We start from the raw sequence: 22,619 nt of genomic DNA, 5'->3' as shown, positions 1-22,619 counted from the left end.
ATTCAAAATTCTCCCCCCAATTCAAAATTCAAAATTCATAATTAAACATTATTTCATATCTTTGCCCCATAATTTTAAAACATTACAAAATGTCGGCAATTAAAAAAGAAGTAAAACGCGTAACCACCAAGTCGGTGATTGAGATGAAAGCCAAAGGCGAAAAGATAGCGATGCTCACAGCCTACGACTATACTTTTGCTAAACTACTCGATAGTGCAGGTATCGAAATCCTCCTTGTTGGCGACTCTGCCAGCAATGTAATGGCAGGGCACGACACCACCCTTCCTATCACTTTAGATCAGATGATTTACCACGCAGCTTCAGTAGTACGTGGTGCTGAGCGCGCCCTTATTGTGGTCGATTTACCTTTCGGTACATATCAGTCAAATCCACAAGAAGCACTACATTCAGCTGTGCGTATTATGAAAGAAACAGGAGCCCACGCCATTAAGCTCGAAGGAGGTAAAGAAGAAGCCGAAGGGATACAACGCATCATCAGTGCAGGTATTCCTGTAATGGGACACTTAGGGCTTACACCTCAGTCCATCCATCAATTCGGCTCTTTCGGCTTGCGCGCCAAAGAAGAAGCCGAAGCCAAAAAACTAAAAGAAGACGCACTCTTGTTAGAGCAATTAGGCTGTTTTGCCATTGTACTCGAAAAAATACCCGCAGCTTTAGCTGCCGAAGTAGCACAAAGCGTCCGAATCCCTACTATAGGTATCGGTGCAGGTAATGGCGTAGACGGTCAAGTGCTCGTAATGCAAGATGTATTAGGTATGAGCAACGAGTTTCACCCCAAGTTCTTGCGTAAATATGCCAATTTGCACGAAACTATCACTCAAGCAGTTGCCAACTACATTCAAGATGTAAAATCTTTAGATTTTCCTAACGAAAAAGAACAATATTAATAACAAATGTTCCGACATCAAGGTAAGAAACGAACCGCTAAACACAACCTACAAATAGCCGTAGTGCTCTCATTCGTAGCAGGAATGGTGAACGTTACAGGCTTCTTGTTTATGGGCAAACTTACCACCAACGTTACAGGGCATTTCGCCTATTTCGTGTATGATTTATCGGTAGCCGAGTTTTGGAAAGGTTTAATATACTTCCTGTATCTATTTGCCTTCCTGCTCGGCTCTTTTTCTTCAGGACTGCTTATCGAAATTGCCAATTATTATCAAAAGCACAACCGCTATTTAGCCCCCACCTTGTTAGAATGTATTGCGCTGCTTAGCGTATGGGCAGCCAATACCTTTTTTATCGGAATGCTCCCTTTAGATATTACAGCTTGCATACTCCTCTTTGCTATGGGCTTGCAAAATGCATTTGTTACCAAAATTTCCAATTCAGTAGTCCGCACCACTCACCTCACAGGCTTATTTACCGATTTAGGTATCGAGCTTTCCCAATTGCTCTACGTCAAGCGCAACCATTACGAAACCCAAAAACCACAATTAAAGAACAGCGTGCGCCTGCGCCTTTTCATCATTACCTTCTTCTTTCTCGGAGGTTTAGTCGCAGGCTATTGCTATGCAGCACAGCAATTAGAGTTAAACACCCTACTTATTGCCGTGCTTATACTACTCGTAGGACTTTTCTATGATGCTTTCCGATTTTTTTATATCCGCAACAAACGACACTATGAAAATCACCACCCACGCCGAAAACATAAGCGTACTATACGAAGACAATCACCTCATAGCTATTAGCAAGCGCGTAGGCGACATTGTGCAAGGCGACAAAACAGGCGATACCCCACTGAGCGACATCCTCAAGGCTTACCTCAAAGATAAGTACAACAAGCCTAATGAAGCCTTTTTAGGAGTTGTACATCGTTTAGATCGTCCCACTACAGGCATAGTTCTATTTGCCAAAACCTCTAAGGCACTCGCTCGTCTCAACGCAATGTTTGCCAATAAAGAAGAAGTACAAAAAACCTATTGGGCATTAGTAGATGCGCCACCCCCTCAGGCAGAAGGCACACTTACACATTGGCTTGTACGCAACGAGAAGCAAAACAAGTCAGTAGCCCATAATAAAGAAGTGCAGCACAGCAAAAAAGCCGTACTGCACTATACTGTACTCAAAACACTCCAGCATTATTATTTGTTAGAAATCAAACTCGTTACAGGGCGTCATCATCAAATCAGAGCACAATTCGCCGCTGTAGGCTGTCATATCAAAGGCGACTTAAAGTACGGAGCTAAACGCTCCAATCCCGATGGCGGTATCAGCTTGCACGCCTATCAGTTAGCCTTTGTCCATCCCGTCAAAAAAGAACTGATAACCCTCACCAATCCCCCCCATTGGAAAGAACTAACCTAAAATTGCCTATGCGGCTCGCACCGCACTATCTGTACATCGCCTCAATCTCGCGGCTGTAATTCGCATAAATCACTTTGCGTTTCAGCTTCAAGGTTGGGGTAATTTCATCACGTTCAATAGTAAAAGCCGTAGGGAGCAATGTAAATTTCTTAATTTGTTCGTAATCAGGCAAATCACTTTGGAATTTCTGCAATTGCTTGCTAATATATTCTATCACCTGACTCTGTTTTAGCAAATCAGCCGTATTTTTATATTTAATATTTAGTTCCTTCATTACCTGCGACAGCGCCTCAAAGTTAGGAACAATAAGAGCCGAAACAAAACGCTTCCCATCAGCAATCACAGCTATTTGTTCTATAAGTGTATATTTGCCCACCTTGCCCTCAATATGCTGCGGAGCAATATATTTCCCGTTAGAAGTCTTCATTAGTTCCTTGATGCGTTCCGTAATAAAAACATTGTTATTACCGTCCAAATTACCCGCATCACCCGTGCGAAGGTAGCCATCTTCGGTAAATACTTTAGCAGTCTCTTCAGGATTTTTGTAATATCCCTTCATCACCATACCACCTTTCACCAATATTTCATTCTCTTCACCTATACGTATTTGTACGTTAGGCATCACTTCCCCTACCGACTGCAAGTCAAATTTATCATCACCCCAGCACGAAATCGTAGCTGTAGTTTCAGTCATTCCATAACCCAATTTCACATTTATCCCTATCGATTGGAAAAACCTACCAATGCTCGGTTCCAAATTAGCACCCCCACAAGGCATAAATTTTATCCTACCGCCCAAAGCCTCTTTTAGCTTCTTATAAACCAATTTGTCAAACAAATTATACGTTTGTTGAAGCCAGAAAGACGGCTTCTCGTTCGCCTCCTTTAGGGCGATCATTCGTTTACCCGTTTTTACAGCAGCTTTAAAGAGAACACGCTTTACAAACGAAGAAGCATCAGCGCGATCGTGCACTGTAGCAAAAATCTTTTCGTAAAAACGCGGTACAGCACACATCAGCGTAGGGCGCACTTCAGCAAGAGCCTCACGCACCTTGTTAGTATCACTCAAATAATATACAGATACACATTTGTATAAGCAGAAGCAAGTCCAAGCACGTTCAAAAACATGCGATAAAGGCAAAAAGCACAACGAACTATCACTGTCATCCACAGCCAAACGCTCACTATGCCCCACCATTTGGAACGCTAAATTTTCGTATGTAAGCATCACCCCCTTAGGCTGTCCCGTAGTCCCCGAAGTATAAATAATAGTAAATAAGTCGTCTAAGTTCCTTTCAGCCAATCGCTTTTCCAGCACAGCATTTTGCTTATCAGTAGCCCCCAAAGCCAAAAAGTCAGCCCAATGGATAGAATATTTAGCTTCTTTCAAGGCTACTTTTTCATTGAAAACCACAATTTTTTGCAGCGAAGCACATCGTTCAGCCACCTCCAAAGCCTTGTTATACTGCAATTCATCACTCACAAAAAGAACTTTTATTTCAGCGTGATTCATCACGTAAAGAGCCTGTTCAGCCGTATTAGTCGTATAAATAGGCACCGAAATAGCACGTATTTGCAAGCAAGCAAGGTCAGTAAGTGTCCATTGCGGCATATTTTGCGATAAGATACCCACTGTATCCTGTGCCAAAATCCCCATACCCAATAAAGCCCTCGATAAACGCGTAGTAATATCACCCACAGCCTCCCACGAAATCCCCTCCCATCGGTTAGAATCTTCGTTTTTAGCCATCAAAATTTCCCGTTTTGGATATTTTGCAATATTCTCTCGGAATAACGAAACGTAATGATAAGGTATTAAATCCATATAAGTAACTGATAGTTAGTTGTTTTACATTAGGCAAAAAAAACTGCCACTTATTCTTTGAGGGCAAAGATACAAAATAAACTTCAATTGCCAATATTTAAAATTAGTTTTTAGCCAATTGCCAATTCCACCCCCAATTCAAAATTCAAAATTCAAAATTCAAAATTCAAAATTCAAAATTCAAAATTCAAAATTCAAAATTCAAAATTCAAAATTCAAAATTCAAAATTCTTCCCCCCCCCCGAACCTTCAGCGAAGGATGAGCGAAGGATGAGCGAAAGATAAAAGGCACAGCCAAGTATGTAACTTTACAACTCTGTTCCACAGTGGAACAACTATTTGCGCAACAAACAAAATCGCCGCAACTTTGCACCGTCAAACAAAGGAAATGAGTTTTGAAACCTTTGAAGGCAACAGATTTCAGATAAGCGCGCATCTAAAAACATTGCCACAAAGTCCAAAAACCAATTCCTACAAAATTAAAATAAAAATGGCACAAAGTTTTAACATTCTTACCCAAGACCTCCGTGGCGAGGTAGGTAAAACCATCGTATTCCGCCAACGTGGCGATAAAACATTCGTAGCACGCTATCCGCGTCCTCGAAACCCCCAACTCAAAGCTACCCAAAAACAACTCAAGCAGCGTAGCAAGTTCCAAGAAGCCGTGCTATATGCCAAAACAGCGATTGCCAATCCTACACAAAAAGCAATCTATCAGGCACACCACAAGGTAAAAAGAAAGCTAATGACAGCCTTCAATGTCGCCATCGCCGATTATCTAAATCCCCCAGTGGTACATCGTATAGATACCAGCAACTATCACGGCAACATAGGCGATAAGATCTACTTTATCATCTTAGACAATTTTTCAGTCCAAGCCGTAAAAGTAGCCCTACACCAAAGCGGAGGCACACTTATCGAGCAAGGCGAAGCCGTAAAAGAAGGGATGTTATATATCTATACAGCTACAGCCGCCCAAAGCAGCATCACAGGTAGCACACTTACTGTTATAGTTACAGACTTGCCCAAGAATGTAACCGAAAAAAAGCAGACATTATAGCATACTAAAAAGTACGCTTTCGCACCCACTTTGGCAAACTTTCAAAGTTTGCCAAAGTTTTTTGCATTTCCCCCCGCTGGCGCAAGCTTGCAGCTTGTGCCTAATTCAAAATTCATAATTCAAAATTCTGAATTAATTTTGTTAATTAAGAATTATTTTATACCTTTGCACCTCAGAAGCAAACAACGCTAATTCGCTGTATGCATTCCCTTATCAATGATTAATTGAACAATTATGGAATATTTAGATTTTGAACAGCCTATTAAGGAGTTAGAAGAACAAATGGTCAAATGTCAGTCTATTGGTGCTGAAAGTGAAGTAGATATGACTGATGCCTGCAAAAAGATAGAAAAAAAACTCAACCAAGTAAAAAAAGACATCTATAGTAATCTTACCGCTTGGCAACGCGTACAAATATCCCGACATATAGAACGCCCTTATACCCTCGATTATATCAAAGCACTCGCAGGGGATACTTTTTTAGAACTACACGGAGATCGCACCGTAAAAGACGACAAAGCTATGATAGGAGGCTTTGGAAAAATAGACAATCAAACCTTCCTATTTGTAGGGCAGCAAAAAGGCTCTAATACCAAAATGCGACAATATCGCAACTTCGGTATGGCAAACCCCGAAGGCTACCGCAAAGCACTCCGCTTGATGAAACAAGCCGAAAAATTCAATATCCCTATTATTTGTTTTGTAGATACACCAGGGGCATTCCCAGGTGTAGAAGCCGAAGAACGCGGACAAGGCGAAGCCATCGCCCGCAATATCTTAGAAATGTCCCGACTAAAAGTGCCTGTCTTAGTATTTATCATAGGCGAAGGAGCTTCAGGAGGAGCTTTAGGCATAGGGGTTGGCGACAGAGTATATATGCTTGAGAACACTTGGTATTCAGTCATTTCGCCCGAATCTTGCTCTTCTATTTTATGGCGAAGCTGGGAGTATAAAAAAGAAGCTGCCGAGGCACTAAAACTCACCGCCCCCGATATGAAAAAACTAAAACTCGTTGATGAAATCGTAAAAGAACCGCTTGGAGGAGCACATCACGACCGCGAGTTTATGTACACTACCATACGCAAAATTATACTATCAACTTATAAAGAACTTAAAAAACTATCCCCCGAAAAACTCGTAGAAAAACGAATGGATAAATACCTCTCTATGGGAGTGTATAAAGAGTAATGCTGTCTTATTGAATAGGCAATTCCTATACTAAAAAACAACGTTTCTTTAATTAATCATTAAGCATTAATCATTAAAAAAGATGTTATCAGAACAAGAAATCATTCGTAGAGAAAAACTAACCAAATTAAAAGAATTAGGGATAAATCCTTATCCTGCACCTCTATATCCCGTAAATACAACCTCCAATGACGTACTAAACCACTACGAAGAAGGCAAAGAAGTAATCGTAGCAGGGCGCCTTATGTCCCTACGCGTACAAGGAAAAGCCTCATTTGCTACTTTGCAAGATAGCGTAGGCACCGTACAGCTTTACTTCAACCGCGATGAAATGTGCCCCGATGAGGACAAAACCCTCTACAACGAAGTCTTTAAAAAACTCCTCGATTTAGGCGACTTTATAGGCGTAGAAGGCTATATGTTTATTACCAAAATGGGCGAAAAAACTATAGCAGTTAAGAATTTTACTTTATTGTCAAAAGTGTTGCGCCCCTTGCCTATGCCCAAGGTAGATGCCGAAGGCAAAGTCCACGATGCCTTCACCGACCCCGAACAGCGTTACCGTATGCGCTATGTCGATTTGGTAGTAAACCCACAAGTAAAAGAAGTCTTTATCAAACGAACTAAGCTCTTCAATGCAATGCGTCAGTTCTTTAATGATGCAGGCTATTTAGAGGTAGAAACCCCAGTGCTACAAGCCATACCTGGCGGAGCAAGTGCCCGTCCATTTATCACCCATCACAATGCGTTGGATATACCGCTTTATATGCGTATTGCCAACGAGTTATACCTAAAACGCCTTATTGTAGGTGGTTTTGAAGGCGTGTATGAGTTCTCTAAAAACTTCCGCAATGAAGGTATGGACAGAACCCACAACCCCGAGTTTACCGCAATGGAAATCTACGTAGCTTACAAAGATTACCATTGGATGATGGATTTTACCGAGCGTTTGCTTGAGCATTGTGCCAAAGCCGTAAATGGAACCACCAAAGCTACCTTTGGAAAGCACCAAGTCGATTTCAAAGCACCTTATCCTCGCATAACAATGACAGAGGCTATAAAACAATTTACAGGCTTTGATATCACAGGTAAAACCGAAGACGAACTAAGAACTTTTGCTCAGTCTATCGGCATAGCTGTCGACCAAACTATGGGGAAAGGTAAGCTGATAGATGAAATATTTGGCGAAAAATGCGAAGGCAACTTCATTCAGCCCACTTTCATTACCGATTATCCCAAAGAAATGTCGCCACTTACCAAAGAACACCGCGACAACCCCGCCCTTACCGAGCGATTTGAACTAATGGTATGCGGTAAAGAAATTGCCAATGCCTATTCAGAGCTCAATGACCCTATAGACCAACGCGAACGTTTTGAAGAACAGCTACGCCTTTCAGAAAAAGGCGATGATGAAGCTATGTTCATCGACCAAGATTTCTTGCGAGCGTTAGAATATGGTATGCCACCCACTTCAGGGTTAGGAATCGGTATGGATAGGCTCATAATGTTCCTTACTAATAACGAGAGCATACAAGAAGTACTCTTCTTCCCACAAATGCGCCCCGAAAAGAAAGGCGTAGAACTATCAGATGATGAAAAAGTAGTGTTTGAACTGCTAAAAACATCAGGCAAACTGCTCCTTGACGCCCTTAAGGAACAAAGCGGATTTTCTAATAAAAAATGGGATAAAACTATTAAAGGACTTACCAGTAAGAAAGTAGCCAAAGTAATTAAAGAAGATGAAACACTCTTAGTAGAAATACTCAATTAGTACCCATCATTAATATAAAAAAGACTTTGCCCAAAGTGTAGCTCACTTTGGGCAAAGTCTTTTTTAGGCTATAACGATAGGCTAACCCACAAAACGCTTGTAGTAACCAAAGAAAATAATATACCCATAGCAAACCACTAATGTAAGGAAAGCCAACCGAAAACCAATAGCATCAGTCAGGTAACCGTAAAACAAAGGAATAAGCCCAGCACCCACAATAGCAGTACATAGAATGCCAGAAGCCTGTGTCTTTAAACTCACCTCTTGGCTGCCCAAAGCAAAAATCGTAGGAAACATAATCGCATTAAAAACCCCTACACTCAGCAAACTGCACATAGAAAGCAATCCAGTGCTATTGATAGAAATCAAAATAGCCCAAATAGCCGCAAATGAAGCCACCATTAGCATATAAGAAGGAGTAAAAAACTTTGTAAGGTAAGCCCCCACTAGTCTCCCCACTAAGGCACCCCCCCAATAGAAAGCAACAAAAATAGCCACAATACCCTGCGGGTCTCCAATAGCAATATCGTTGATATTAAAAAAACGCCCTATTCCCTCCACAAATCCAAGCAAAGAAGGACTTTCCAAAACCTCTTTAGCAATATTAATCTCTACAAAATAATTCACCGCAAAACTACCAATTACCACTTCAGCACCCACATACAAAAATATCCCCACAGCTGCCAATAGTAAAGAATCTTTTTTTAGTAAATTGATATAATCTTCCTTATCAAAATGTCTTATTTTATCAGTACAAGGAATTTTAATTACAGAAAAGAGCAAGGCTAAAAAAATAGTAACCAGAGCAATAAATAATGAAGGCATTTGGATAGACAAAGCCTCATTCTGAAAGTAAATAGCCCTATCAATATCATCTAAAAAATTCAGTTCCGAACTTGTTTTTACCTCTTCTTTCAATAAGTATACCGACATTAAGATAGGTGCTATAGTCGTTCCTAAAGCATTGAAAGCCTGCGAGAACGTAAGTCGGGTAGAGGAGGTGCTCTCACTTCCTAATATAGACACATATGGGTTCGCAGCCACCTGCAAAAAAGTAATTCCCGTACCCAGTACAAATACAGCCAACATAAAAATACGAAAAGAACGCTCCTCAGCAGCAGGGTGAAACAGCAAAGCACCCAAGGCAATCAGTACAAGTCCCAATATAATGCCCCTTTGGTAGCCCACTTTAGTAAGCACAAAGCTCGTAGGAATAGAGAATAACAAGTTAGGTAAAAAGAAAAAGAAAAGAATAAATGCCGAATGAAAGTAGTCAAGCTTAAACATATTGCGCAAATGAGGCAGCAGCAGCTGAACCATAACTGTCAGTCCACCGAAAAGAAAAAATAGTACTGCTATAAATATAAAAGCCTTTATGGAATGTTTCGTTTTAGTCATTAATAGATAATTACTGAAAATTTAAGTATGCAAAATTACATCAATAATTAAAAAATAGTTAAAATTTAACAGTTTATTTTGTTATATATGTAACATATAATGTTATGCTATTGTTTCTTAACAAGTTAAAAGTATAATACCCTACAATCCCCCATCACTTCATCATCACAAACCTTGAGCGAAGGATAAGCGAAGGATGAGCGAAGGTTGAGCGAAGGTTGAGCGAAGGATAAAAGCCTGTGCGGCTCGCACCGAGCTGGCGCAGCCGAGTATGTGACGAAGGTTGAGCGAAAGATAAAAGCCCGTGCGGCTCGCACCAATATATCAAAATGAAGAATAAACAACGTTATCATAACTACTAAAAGTCAGAAAATCAAAACAATATAAAATTCTTTGAAAAAAATTATAAAAAAATTAGTATTTTATTTTAAGATACAGAAAAATATACTACCTTTGCACCGTAAAAAGAAAACTATAAAAAGAAAAAATAAGCGTTAATAAGCTGAAAAAAACTAACTTAACTAACATTTTTTATTGGGCAGAAAAACTAAATTAACTAATTAATAAATATAATGAAGAACTGGTTTTTAAATTTGGCATTCCTATTATTCACAACAGTGATTTTTGCCCAAAGCGGAGTAATTACGGGTGAAGTAATTGACGGTGATTATAATGCACCACTAATGGGTGCAGGCGTGCAAGTGAAAGGTACTACTCGTGGAGTATCAACCGATATGGACGGTAAATACTCCTTAAAAGTAGATAACCCTACAGGTATTTTAGAGTTTACCTATCTGGGTTACGTTACCAAAGCCATACCTTACAAATTAGTAAATGGTAAGGCTCACTTAAAAGTTACGCTTGCAAGTGACCAACAAAATTTAGGCGAAGTGGTGGTAACTGCCAAAAGCTCAGTGATAGATGTTGCGCAAGAACGCAAAACACCTGTAGCAGTATCAACCATTCAGGCAGCCGAAATTGTTGAAAAATTAGGCACTCGTGAGCTGCCCGAAATCCTCAACCGCACTCCTTCTATCTACGCTACCAAAGGCGGTGGTGGCTTCGGAGATTCTAAGGTCAATATGCGCGGTTTCTCTTCTAAAAACGTAGCAGTTATGGTAAACGGTATGCCGGTCAATGATATGGAGGCTGGTACCGTTTATTTTAGTAATTGGACGGGCTTATCCGATGTTACTTCAGCTATGCAAGTACAACGCGGGCTCGGAGCTTCTAAATTGGCAATAGCCTCAGTAGGAGGTACGCTCAACTTTATATTGCGCGCTGCCGATATGCACCAAGGCGGTAACGTTGTTCTAAACTATGGTAGCAACGGCGAGTATAAAGGTACCGTGTCTTACAACACTGGCAAAAGCCTCACAGGCTGGTCAGCTTCAGTATTGTTTAGCAAAAATGCAGGTCGCAAATACGTAGATGCTACACAGTTTGATGCTTACAGCTATTATTTTGCCTTAGGCTATGAGCCTTCTAAAAAACATAGCTTCCAGCTGATGTTTACAGGTGCTACTCAGTCGCACAACCAGCGTTATTATAGTCCGTCTATTGAAGATGCTCAAAAATACGGAGGCTCTGACGATAAACCTAACAGACGTTACAATAGCGACTGGGGCTATTTAAATGGCGAAATCTTCTCTTTGAAAAAAAATATATACCACAAGCCTGTAGCAATGCTCAATTGGGATTGGAATATCTCCGAAAGCACCTCTCTTAGTACCGTAGCCTACGCATCTTTTGGTCGTGGTATGGGAGTTTCAGGCGATGGTAAAGCCTATAGAGGAGGATTTGATAGGAAAGTACAAAACGGAGTAACTTATTACAAACCTAAAGAAACTAACTTTAGTGGGTTACGTACCCCAGATGGTTTAATAGATGTAGAAGCAGCTATTCGTTATAACAAAGGCGAAAACGTACAAGGTCTTCAGCGTATAACTACCCCAGGTATTACAGGAAATAGCATACAACTAATAGACCCATTAGGCAATAAACATTATATTACAGAAGGGTTTACCAATATAGCTTCAGTAAACTCACACGATTGGTACGGATTCCTTACCAATTTAAAACACCAAATAGACGATCACTTTACTTTGAATTTAGGAGTTGATGGGCGTTATTATCACGGCTATCACCACCGCGTAGTAACCGACCTATTGGGTGCTTCTGGCTTCGCTACTATCAGCAATAAAAACCTCACAGTGCCTAATGTGATAAGAACCACAGTTTCCGATAAAATATCTTTTAATCCATTTACAAGCATCACTTCTCTTGAAAACCAAACAGGCTGGAGCAACGATGGCGAAGTAAAATGGGCAGGCTTGTTCTCACAATTTGAATACTCCGATAATAAGTTCTCTGCATTTTTGCAAGGTTCTACCTCTATGCAAGGCTATCAAAGGGTAGATAATTTTATGAAACCAGGTACTAGGGCTATCCGCAGAGATCCTACTACGGCAATGAATACAAAAACAGGATTTAAAAACATCATAGGCTATAACATCAAAGGAGGGGTAAATTATAATATCAACGAGCATCACAACGTGTTTGCCAATGCAGGCTATTATTCTAAACAACCTTTCTTCAATGCCGTATACCCTAATAATAGAAACTTCCTAAACCAAGAACTGACTAACGAAAAGATTTTGGGCTTAGAAGTAGGCTATGGTTTTAAATCAGAACGCTTTAATGCCAATCTAAACGTTTACCGCACCACTTGGAAAGACCGCTACGAAACAAAACGAAATGATATAATACTCCCTTCAGGTAGTAGTCTTACCGCTTATGCCAATATTTTTGGTATAGAAGAAGTCCACCAAGGAATAGAGTTAGAGGCAATAGCCAATATTACACAATATTTGAAACTGAATGCTGCTATTTCATTGGGTGATTGGTTCTATAATGGTAATGCTAAAAGCTATCTTATCAACAACGACAACCAGAATCTAGATACACAAGGAAATGTACTTACAGGCGATGTAGTTCCCACTACCACTTATTTAGATAAAGTGAAAGTAGGTGAAACCGCTCAAACAACTGCTGCTATAGGAGCTACTATCCTCCCTCCTGTAAAAGGCTTAAAAGTAGATATCGACTGGCGTTATGTAGATAACCTTTATGCCAACCTCAATGTTGCCGATTTCAACTCAAAAGCTAATGCTGAATTAGGTGCTTTGAAATTGCCAAGCTATAATTTGTTTGATTTAGGAGCATCTTATAAATTGTCATTAACCGATAAGCAACGCCTCACTTTCTCAGCACACGCTTATAACTTGTTAGATACTTACTACATAGAAGAATCTTATACAAGCAAGCACGCTACCAATGGCGTTAAAACTTACCAAGGTATCAATGTGAAAAACAATGTATATTTTGGTCCAGGTCGTACCTTTAGCTTTGGCGTACGTTATAACTTTTAATTAAATAATTATACGATAATAAGGATTTTGTTGGGAAACAGTAAAAAAGAGGCAAATGTTTTTTTGCCTCTTTTTTGCTATTTAAAGATAGTTTATTACCTTTGCAGTCTTATTAATTGTTTTATTTGCCTAAAATGTTGTTATTCCGAAAAAACTATAATTCTATATACGAAATATTCGAGACTTTTTCCCATAGTACCGATTATGAGGATATCGATTTTATTTTCAATATCGTAGATTACTTTAGGCACAAAAGTTGTAATAAAAAAGCAGCTCTTAATATCAACGAACTTATCGCCGAGCTAAAGAGAGATGCCAATAGTATTGCTTTTTTCAAAGAAAAACTGTTAAACGTATTTTCTGATAAGAAAAAAGTACTACTGCTCACCGATGCAGGCTTGCTCAAGAGTGTGTCGTTTTTCAAAGAATTGCGTAGGCGTATTATCCGCCAGCTTATCCCCGACCAGCCCTCGCAGGATAACATTCAGTATGTGCTGAACCAAATATTTTATAAACCTTCAGATGCTAAATGGCTGGGGCGTATTCCTTTTGAAAATTGGCAAGAGCTTTTTAGCCTATTAAGTTTTGATACTTTTTACAGCGAAACCGAGCCCACTGCCACCTCCAACCAAATATTGTTAGCCATAGTGATACTTTCGCAGCGTATGGGTGGTTTTGCCTTGCAAACAGATGTGCTGCGTATGGTGCCCGAATATACCAATCTGAATAGTCCTTTTATTGCCTTAGATGATGAGCTCAACAATTTAGCCCGTACTATGCGCGATGAAAAACGCTCCTATCTAAGCCTTTCACAACACGAATTAGATTACAAGCATCTGAACATATTAGTAGGACAATGCGAAGATTTTCTAAACAAAGCCGATGTCAATACCTCAAAATACGGGGTTACTTTTAGTGTAAATCAAACTTTATTGCTCATACGCCAGCAGGTAAAGCGTATCAAGCGCTTGTACAACTACCTTTTTATTGAAAAAGAAGAAGATAAAAAAGATAAAACCATAGCATTTTATTTAGATTTGGTGCGTACCAATTCTAAAAAGAACAATATCAGAAAGCTCATAAATGATAGTGTGTATAATATTACGTATGAAATAACCAATTATACGGGCAAAACAGGCGAACATTATATTACCTCCACCTCATCAGAGTATTTCAAAATGTTAAAAACAGCACTATGGGGCGGGGTAATTGTTAGCTTTATGTGCTTAACAAAGTTATACCTCTCTATGAACCCCGATAAAAGTGATTTCGGGCGTGCTTTTGATTATAGCTTAAATTACGCAATAGGCTTTGTGCTTATTTATTTAACAGGCTCTACACTGGCTACTAAGCAACCCGCTATGACGGCTTCCACTATAGCCAAGAGTTTAGAGAATATCAATCCGCAGGATAACAAGAACAAACAAAAAGTGTATTCAGAGTTTGCTGTATTGTTCTCCCGCTTGTTTCGCTCACAGTTTATTGCCTTTGTAGGCAATGTCTTTGGGGCTTTCCCCGTATCTATGTTGTTAGCATTTATAGTGAGTTACTTGGTGGGCTATAACTTTGCTACCCCAAAGAGTTTGCATCTTTTAGAAGATATGAATATATGGCACACACCCGTATTTATGCACGCTTGTATAGCAGGGGTATTTTTGTTTTTATCGGGAATTATAGCGGGCAATGTGGCAAGCGTGAATAACTTTAATAACTTTTATTACAGGCTTTCAGAACACCCATTTTTAAAAGGTATGTTTGGCAAAAAACGTATGCAACGAGTAGCAGCGTGGATGCAAAAAAAATGGCCAAGTGTAGTGTCAAATATTTGGTTTGGAGTCTTTATGGGAAGTGCTTGGACAGTGGGTGTATTCTTCAAATGGAATATTGATATACGGCACATTACCTTTGTGAGTGGTAACTTTGCCTATGGGCTGTTTGGGGCTAATTTTAATATTAGCTTAGAGAATGTTATATGGTGTATATTGGGGATAGGAATTGTAGGCTTTGGTAATTTTATAGTGAGCTTTTCGCTATCATTGTGGATAGCATTGCGCTCACGCCAAGTACCTTTTTCAGAATTGCGCAACCTGTTGCACTCAATAATACTGAAATTTAAAGAACGCCCTGCTGCTTTCTTTTTCCCTGTTTAAAATAACTGATTATGATACAGAAAACGATACAGATATTAAACAAACGCGCTAAGTTTGAATATGAAATTCTTGATAAATACGAGGCAGGTATAGTGCTTGTAGGTACCGAAATTAAGTCTATTAGGCTTGGGAAAGCCTCTATTGCTGAGAGTTTTTGTGAGTTTAATGAGCGGGGAGAGCTCTTCGTTATCAATATGACTATTGAAACCTATGCTTTTGGTACTTATTACAACCACCGTCCTAAAAGTGAACGAAAACTCTTATTACAAAAAAAAGAACTGCGCAAACTGAACAAAGAAGTAAAAAACAGCGGACTTACCATAGTCCCTTTACGCCTATTTATCAATGATAAGGGGCTGGCAAAGGTGGAAATAGCCTTAGTACGTGGTAAAAAATTGTACGACAAACGCGAAACTATAAAAGACCGCGATAACAAACGCACTCTTGACCGATTGACAAAAAGATAAAACGAATAGATAATAAAAACACTATAAAATATGTATATAGATTTTAGAGAACTTCCCGAAGATGCTCGTGTATGGATATACCAAAGCAATCGTAGCTTTACTCCCGAAGAGCAAGTACAGCTCACCACGCAGCTAAAGGCTTATCTTGAAGAATGGACAGCTCACGGAAGTGAGTTATGGGCTTCATTTGAAATACGTTATAATAGGTTTATCGTTATAGGGGCAAACCAAAATGTACACGCGGTATCAGGCTGCTCGCTCGATGCTTTGGTGCGCTTTATCCAACAGTTAGAGCAGGCATATAACGTTACTTTGTTAGACCGTATGAATGTGAGCTACAGGCAGGGCGAATACATAGCTTATAAACCACTCATTGAGTTTAAAAAAATGGTGAAAGATAAAGCGGTTTCGGCACAAACAATCGTGTTTAACAACTTAGTAAATACCAAATGGGAATACGAAGAGCATTGGGAAGTGCCATTACAAGAAAGTTGGCATAATAGATTCCTATAAAATACTACTCTTTTAAAAACTAAACAAACAAGAAATGAAAAAATTACTGATTACAACCATTGGGCTACTTTTAGCCAATATCATTACAGCCCAAACCGACTATTCTGGAAGAACACTATACCGTGCTACTCGTGAAAAAAAAACTGCCTTGCAGCACACACACCTAAAAGTGAACTTTAATTTTTCAAACCAAACACTTAATGGCGAGGAATGGCTTACTGCTGCTCCTTACTTTTACCCTACCGATAGTTTGGTATTAGATGCCAAAGCAATGCTCATTCACAAAGTAGCCTTAGAGAAAAACAAAACTCAAACGCCCCTGAAATTTGCCTATAAAAACAATCTGCTAAAAATAAAACTTGACAAAACATACCAAAAAGACGAAAAATACACCGTCTATATACAGTACACTGCACAGCCCGAAAAGGTAACCGACTCTAATGGAGAACCAGCCTTCTCTTCTAAAGGACTCTACTTTATCAATCCTAATAATGAGCCCGACAAACCTATGCAACAAGTATGGACACAAGGCGAAACTGAAGCTTCTTCTTGCTGGTTCCCTACTATTGACGATAATTCTCAAAAAACTACCCAAGAAATAGAAATTACCGTACCCAATAACTTTGTTACCCTTTCTAATGGAGTATTAAAAAATTCCAAAACTTCGGGTAACAATCGTACCGACCATTGGGTGATGGATAAACCTCACGCCCCTTACCTCTTCTTTATGGCAGCAGGTGAGTTTGCTATCGTGAAAGATACCCCTTGGAAAGGAAAAGTACCCATAGAATATTATGTGGAAAAAGAATACGAAAGCGTAGCCAAACAAATCTTTGGCAATACTGCCGAAATGCTCACTTTCTTTTCAGAGCGATTTGGTTATGAATTTCCTTGGCAACGCTATGCCCAAATAGTAGTGCGCGACTTTGTAAGTGGGGCTATGGAAAATACTACTGCCGTAAGTCACGCCGAAACAGCTTACCAAACTGCTGAAGACCTCGCCGACCAAAACCACTGGGAGAGAATCATTGCTCACGAGCTTGCGCACCATTGGTTTGGCGACCTTGTAACTGCTGAAAGCTGGGCAAACCTCACTGTAAACGAATCTTTTGCTAACTACTCCGAATACCTTTGGTTAGAACACAAATACAATAAAGATGTAGCCGAAGAGCACCTCCTAAACGATACTCAACAGTACAAAGAACGCCCCAACGACTTTGCTAAAAATTTAGTGCGTTTTGATTATGATAGCCGTGAAGATATGTTTGACCTTGTTTCTTATAACAAAGGCGGTGCTATCCTCCATATGCTTAGGCGTTACCTTGGTGATGAAGCTTTCTTTGCAGGGATTACTCACTACCTCAAAAACAACCAATACAGCACAGGTGAAGCCCACCAGCTACGCTTATCATTAGAAAAAGTAAGCGGAAAAGACCTTAACTGGTTTTTCAACCAATGGTTTTTTGGTAACGGAAACCCTCAGGTGGAAGTATCAAAAGAATACGATGTGGCAACCAAAAAACTAACCCTCAAAATTGCTCAAACTCAAAAAGAAGACCTATTGTTTCAATTCCCATTGGTAATAGATATTTACATTGACGGTAAAGTTCGTCACGAAAACGTATGGGTAAATGCTAAAAAAGAAAATACCTTTACTTTTTCGGTAGAAAAAACGCCACAATTAGTAAATATCAACCCCGATGGGCTTATCATAATGGAAGAAACATTCGCCAAAACCGATGACGAATACCGCTATCAGCTGCAACACGCCCCTCAGGTAAAAAGTAGATTGCAAGCGGTAGAAATGGTAAGTGATAAGAAAATACTGCTTTTGGCACTACAAGATCCTTTCTTCAAAGTGCGTATCAAAGCCCTTAATAAACTTGAAGACCTTCCTTTAAGCACTTCAGAACAGCTTATTGTAGAGAAAATTGCAACTTCAGACCCTGAAAACCTTGCCAAATCGGCAGCTATGTGGGTGCTGAGCAAAACCAAAGATAAAAAATATAGTAATCTTTTCCAAAAATCACTATCAGCACATTCTTCAGCAGTAAAAAATGCCGCACTTAACGGACTTGCTCACACACAGCCTGCACTTGCTAAAGAGTTTTTAGAGAAAGCTAATCCTAAAAAACTCACAGCCGACCAGCTATCGGGATTGGCAGGGGTAATTGTAGATAACCAAATGCAACAGTATTTGGATACCTTGTTGCCTTATATAGTGTATTACCCCTTTGTAAAAGACCCCGAAATGGCTGCCAATTTCCAAAAAGCATACCGCTGGGCTATGCATTTTGACGATACCCCTATGACCGAAAAACTGTGCAAAGGACTAAAGGAAATTGTAGAAGATACCGAAAACCCTTTTGCACAACAGGTTCTTAAAAATGTTATAGATGAAGGCGTGAATATCAAAAAATCACTTTCGCCTACCAATTCTGTAGAAAAACAAATTATCCTCTTGCAAGACTTGAAAAAACTATTTAAACAATGATGATTAATAATTAATCATTGACAATTAAACATTATTTCGTATCTTTGCAAAAATAAAAAATTAATTATGAGTGCTATAGTAGCTATTGTAGGTCGCCCGAATGTTGGAAAATCAACACTTTTTAATCGATTAATAAAACGCCGTGAGGCGATAGTAGATGCCGTGAGTGGTGTTACACGTGACCGCCATTATGGCAAAACCGACTGGAATGGAGTAGCTTTCTCGGTGATTGATACTGGAGGGTACTTGCCTAATAGTGCCGATACTTTCCAAAAAGAAATTGATAAACAAGTAGCACTTGCAATTGATGAAGCCGATGTGATTATTTTTATGGTAAATGTAGAAGATGGGCTTACAGGTATGGACGAGCAAGTAGCTATGCTGCTGCGCCGTAGCCAAAAGCCTGTCTTGGTAGTGGTAAATAAAGTGGATAGTAATAACAGGCGCAACGAAATGCACGAGTTTTACGCTTTGGGCTTTGAGCACTTATATGCACTATCAAGCATTAACGGTAGTGGTACGGGTGATCTTTTAGATGACTTGGTAGCTCTATTGCCCGAAAAAGAAGAACGTGAAGATAGTGTATTGCCTCGTTTTGCAGTAGTAGGTCGTCCCAATGCAGGAAAATCTTCATTTATCAATGCTCTTATTGGCGAAGACCGCTATATCGTTACTGATATAGCAGGAACTACACGTGATGCTATAGATACTAAATACAATCGTTTTGGTTTTGAATTTAATTTGGTAGATACGGCTGGTATCAGGCGCAAAGCAAAGGTAAAGGAAGACCTTGAGTTTTACTCGGTAATGCGTTCTATACGTGCTATTGAACACTCTGATGTATGTATCCTGATGATTGATGCTACACGTGGATTTGAAAGCCAAGATGCTAATATTTTTTGGTTGGCACAACGCAATCGTAAGGGGATTGTAATCTTGGTGAACAAATGGGATTTGATAGAAAAAGAAAATAATACAGCCAAAGAGTTTGAAGCCGTTATCCGCAAAGAAATAGAACCATTTACAGATGTGCCTATTTTGTTTGTTTCGGCACTGAACAAACAGCGTATTTACAAGGCGATAGAAACGGCAGTGGCAGTGTACAACAATCGCACAAGGCGTATCGCTACACGCCAGCTGAACGAGGTGATGCTTCCTATTATAGAGAACTATCCACCGCCAGCTACTAAAGGGAAATATATCAAAATAAAATTCTGTACACAATTACCTACACCTATGCCGCAGTTTGCCTTTTTTGCAAACCTGCCACAATATGTAAAAGACCCTTACAAGCGTTTTATAGAAAATAAACTGCGTGAGCATTTTGATTTTACAGGAGTGCCTATAGATGTTTATTTCAGGCAGAAATAAACAGAATAGAAAAAACAGCACTCATATTAAAATAAAAAAAGAATGAGAAGAGGCTTATTATATGGTAGTTTTATCATTGGGGTCTTGCTATATATTATAGCTTGTACCCCCAATGCTAATACGTACTACAACAGGCAGCTACAGCCTATAGTAACCAAATATAACGTGCTTTACAACGGCGAAGAAGCTTATGCTAAGGGGCTTACCGAACTGCGCAATAAATACCAAGACGACTTTGGCAAGATATTACCTGTAGAACCTATTGGAATGACAGGCAAAGTGCAGTTAGATGGGGTAGAAAATCCTAATTTTGAGCGTGCTGAAGAGAAGGCTATTAAAACAATTCAGCGGCACTCAATGGTATTTAACGGCATTCAACGCAATTATAAGATTGACGATGCTTATATGCTTTTGGGGCAGTCGCGTTATTACAATGAGCGTTTTTTTCCTGCTTTGGAGGCGTTTAATCATTTGCTTACCAATTATGGTTTCAGTGAGCGTATTCCTGAGGCTGCCGTGTGGGCACAAAAAACAAATTTGCGCTTAGGGAAAGACAAGGTAGCGATAGACAAACTTACTGAGTTGCTAAAAGAGAACCCCAAGATGCGCCGTAACGATAAGGCAGAGGCTTATGCCACACTGGGACAGGCATACATCAATCAGGAGCAATATAGGATTGCTGCCGATGCGCTTTACGATGCGGGAAAATACACGCGCAATAAGGCTTTGCGCGGTAGGTATTACTTTATTGCTGCGCAATTGTACGAAAAACAGCTGCAAAAAGATTCGGCTGCGGTGGCTTTTGAAAAAGTGATTAAACAAAATTGGAAAATACCGCGCCGCTTGTGGGTGGAAGCACAAGCAGGCAAGGCACGTAACAAGGTATTTACAGGGCAGGAAAAAGCTGATTTTTTAGCATACCTTACTAAATTGGAAAATCGCTATGAGCATAAAAACTTGTTGGATGTGCTTTTCTATACTCACGCCGAGATGCTAAAAGACAATGATAAAAAAACGGCTATCAACTACTACCGCGAGTCCTTGCTCAACAATAAAGATAATGATCCTCTGAAGGCAAAGGCACATATGCGCTTATCGGAGTTGTTTTTTGCTCAAAAAAATTACGTGGGGGCTTATCAACACTTGGATAGTACGCTTACCTATATACCTGAAAACACTTTTGAACACTTGTATACAAGGCGCAAAAAGGATAATTTGGCTAAAATAACCGAATTGGAGTTTGTGGTAAAAAAGAATGACAGCATACTAAATGTACTGCAAATGCCTGAAGAACAAAGGCGTGCTTTTTATCAAAAACATATAGATTCGTTGCAACAGGTAGCTGAACTAAAAGCTAAAAAACAAGAGAAAAAACGCAATACTAATGGAGGAACAGGCTTGGAAGTAGCTGGTAATGAGGATAAAAGTGGTAATTTTTATTTTTACAATCCTATAACAGTGGCTTATGGTAAACAACAATTTCAACAGTATTGGGGCGATAGAAAATTGGAAGACAATTGGCGCTGGCAATCATTAAGCCATAGTGCTGTACCTAAGCTGCAAGAAGATCAAAAGCAAGAGGAAAAACCTACCGTAGTGGCTGATACGCCAGATAGCTATCTTGCTAAACTGCCTAAAACAGAAGCCGAAATTACAGCACTTACCATTCAAAGAAATGAGGCATTGTACCAGTTGGGATTGCTATACCGTGCAAAATTCAACGAGAACGAATTGGCAATACAACGTTTGGAACGGGTATTGGCTCTAAAACCTGCACCTGATATAGAGGTGGTGAGCCTTTATGAGCTTTATAAAAATCACTTAGATACACAAAACCCTAAAGCTGCCGCTATTAAAGCACAATTATTGGCTAATTACGATGGGACAGATTATGCGAAATTGTTACAAGGAGGGGAAACTTCACAACAGGAACGCAACAAAATGGCACAACAATTTGCCGATACGCTCACGGCACAATACAAGCGTGGCGAGATAGAAGAGGTAGCACAACAATTGCAAACCGAAGCTATGCGTTACCACGAGACAGATGCAGCCCCCGCAATAGCTTTGTTGCAAGCGCAAACAATAGGTAGGCTGGAGGGAGTAGCGCACTACAGAGAGGAGTTACAACAAATAGTAACCAACTATCCTGCTACTGCCGAAAGTGAGGAAGCACAGCAGTTGTTGGAAGAACTGAAAGAGGTGGATAACGAGCCTTTTGTAGATGATGAAAAAGCTACAAAATGGAAAGTAGTCATTATGGGTACTACTTTGGCAACACGTGAAGAGGTAAAGAAAGAGATATTAGAAAAAATAAATACGATTTCGGAAGTGCTAACACTTTCAACGGATGTGTATAAGGCAGGAGAAACGTGGTTGGTAATACATCATCTGCGCGATGAATATTCGGCACAGAGTGTAGTAAATGAGCTTAATAGCTTGCTACAAAAGTATAAATTGACTACTTTTATCATCGCTACCGAGAATTATCGCTTGGTACAACTCCGAAAAGACAAAGAAAAGTATTTGAGCCGTCAAACTAACGTAAAATAGCATTTGTTTTGTTACATCATAAACGTACTATAACATTTATTATCAGTATATTACTAATAGCATTATGCTT

At 39.6% G+C, this 22,619-nt stretch carries 15 protein-coding genes; 13 read left to right on the top strand and 2 right to left on the bottom strand.

What is annotated here, in order from left to right; genetic code table 11:
- Nucleotides 1-89: 89 nt before the first annotated feature.
- From panB to J4N46_RS01835, 3 genes are read left to right on the top strand one after another with little or no spacing between them, the layout of a single operon-like run.
- On the top strand, nucleotides 90-908 hold the full coding sequence (gene panB / locus J4N46_RS01845) for a 3-methyl-2-oxobutanoate hydroxymethyltransferase (protein WP_208057852.1): 819 nt from the start codon (nucleotides 90-92) through the stop codon (nucleotides 906-908).
- 6 nt (nucleotides 909-914) lie between these two features.
- A complete protein-coding gene (locus J4N46_RS01840) occupies nucleotides 915-1,712 on the top strand; it encodes a YoaK family protein (RefSeq protein ID WP_208057850.1) in 798 nt (265 codons plus the stop codon).
- Nucleotides 1,645-2,328, top strand: a complete 684-nt coding sequence (locus J4N46_RS01835; protein ID WP_034556904.1) for an RluA family pseudouridine synthase — start codon at nucleotides 1,645-1,647, stop codon at nucleotides 2,326-2,328. Before J4N46_RS01840 ends, J4N46_RS01835 begins: the two co-directional genes overlap by 68 nt.
- Before the next feature lie 25 nt (nucleotides 2,329-2,353).
- On the opposite strand, the gene J4N46_RS01830 is transcribed toward J4N46_RS01835, so the two are convergent.
- Entirely contained in the window at nucleotides 2,354-4,153 is a 1,800-nt protein-coding gene (locus J4N46_RS01830) for an AMP-dependent synthetase/ligase (protein WP_208057845.1), read from the bottom strand.
- 490 nt (nucleotides 4,154-4,643) lie between these two features.
- On the opposite strand from J4N46_RS01830, the gene J4N46_RS01825 reads away from it, so the two are divergent.
- From J4N46_RS01825 to lysS, 3 genes are all read left to right on the top strand, one after another.
- Nucleotides 4,644-5,213 carry a hypothetical protein gene (locus tag J4N46_RS01825; protein WP_208057842.1) on the top strand — a complete coding sequence of 190 codons (570 nt, stop codon included), beginning with the start codon at nucleotides 4,644-4,646 and terminating at the stop codon, nucleotides 5,211-5,213.
- Nucleotides 5,214-5,447: 234 nt separating this feature from the next.
- Nucleotides 5,448-6,401, top strand: coding sequence for an acetyl-CoA carboxylase carboxyltransferase subunit alpha (locus tag J4N46_RS01820; protein ID WP_009415406.1), 954 nt, complete (start codon nucleotides 5,448-5,450; stop codon nucleotides 6,399-6,401).
- An 82-nt stretch (nucleotides 6,402-6,483) separates the two neighbouring features.
- Nucleotides 6,484-8,172, top strand: a complete 1,689-nt coding sequence (gene lysS / locus J4N46_RS01815) for a lysine--tRNA ligase (protein WP_208057841.1) — start codon at nucleotides 6,484-6,486, stop codon at nucleotides 8,170-8,172.
- 81 nt (nucleotides 8,173-8,253) lie between these two features.
- Here lysS and J4N46_RS01810 read toward each other — a convergent pair whose 3' ends face one another.
- On the bottom strand, nucleotides 8,254-9,570 hold the full coding sequence (locus J4N46_RS01810; protein WP_208057840.1) for an MFS transporter: 1,317 nt from the start codon (nucleotides 9,568-9,570) through the stop codon (nucleotides 8,254-8,256).
- 572 nt (nucleotides 9,571-10,142) lie between these two features.
- Between J4N46_RS01810 and J4N46_RS01805 the strand changes: the two genes are divergently transcribed.
- The 7 genes from J4N46_RS01805 to porW all read left to right on the top strand — a co-directional run bounded on the left by J4N46_RS01805 (nucleotide 10,143) and on the right by porW (nucleotide 22,549).
- On the top strand, nucleotides 10,143-13,001 hold the full coding sequence (locus tag J4N46_RS01805) for a TonB-dependent receptor (RefSeq protein ID WP_208057839.1): 2,859 nt from the start codon (nucleotides 10,143-10,145) through the stop codon (nucleotides 12,999-13,001).
- A 134-nt stretch (nucleotides 13,002-13,135) separates the two neighbouring features.
- A complete protein-coding gene (locus tag J4N46_RS01800) occupies nucleotides 13,136-15,151 on the top strand; it encodes a recombinase (protein WP_208057830.1) in 2,016 nt (671 codons plus the stop codon).
- 11 nt (nucleotides 15,152-15,162) lie between these two features.
- Nucleotides 15,163-15,618: an SsrA-binding protein SmpB gene (gene smpB, locus J4N46_RS01795; protein WP_009415398.1), complete on the top strand. Its 456-nt coding sequence runs from the start codon at nucleotides 15,163-15,165 to the stop codon at nucleotides 15,616-15,618.
- A gap of 30 nt (nucleotides 15,619-15,648) precedes the next feature.
- The gene (locus J4N46_RS01790) at nucleotides 15,649-16,131 is read left to right on the top strand and encodes an ABC transporter ATPase (protein WP_208057828.1); all 483 of its coding nucleotides are present in this window, start codon (nucleotides 15,649-15,651) and stop codon (nucleotides 16,129-16,131) included.
- A gap of 34 nt (nucleotides 16,132-16,165) precedes the next feature.
- A complete protein-coding gene (locus J4N46_RS01785; RefSeq protein WP_208057826.1) occupies nucleotides 16,166-18,625 on the top strand; it encodes a M1 family aminopeptidase in 2,460 nt (819 codons plus the stop codon).
- A 66-nt stretch (nucleotides 18,626-18,691) separates the two neighbouring features.
- Nucleotides 18,692-19,996 (top strand): ribosome biogenesis GTPase Der, encoded by a 1,305-nt coding sequence (gene der, locus J4N46_RS01780; protein ID WP_208057824.1) that lies wholly within the window; start codon nucleotides 18,692-18,694, stop codon nucleotides 19,994-19,996.
- Between the two features lie 42 nt (nucleotides 19,997-20,038).
- A complete protein-coding gene (gene porW / locus J4N46_RS01775) occupies nucleotides 20,039-22,549 on the top strand; it encodes a type IX secretion system periplasmic lipoprotein PorW/SprE (protein ID WP_208057823.1) in 2,511 nt (836 codons plus the stop codon).
- Nucleotides 22,550-22,619: the final 70 nt, after the last annotated feature.

The organism is Capnocytophaga bilenii (assembly GCF_017565765.1).
Lineage (GTDB): Bacteria > Bacteroidota > Bacteroidia > Flavobacteriales > Flavobacteriaceae > Capnocytophaga > Capnocytophaga bilenii.
The sequence above is the reverse complement of the archived record's forward strand: the minus strand, read 5'-3'. Positions and strand labels throughout refer to the sequence as shown.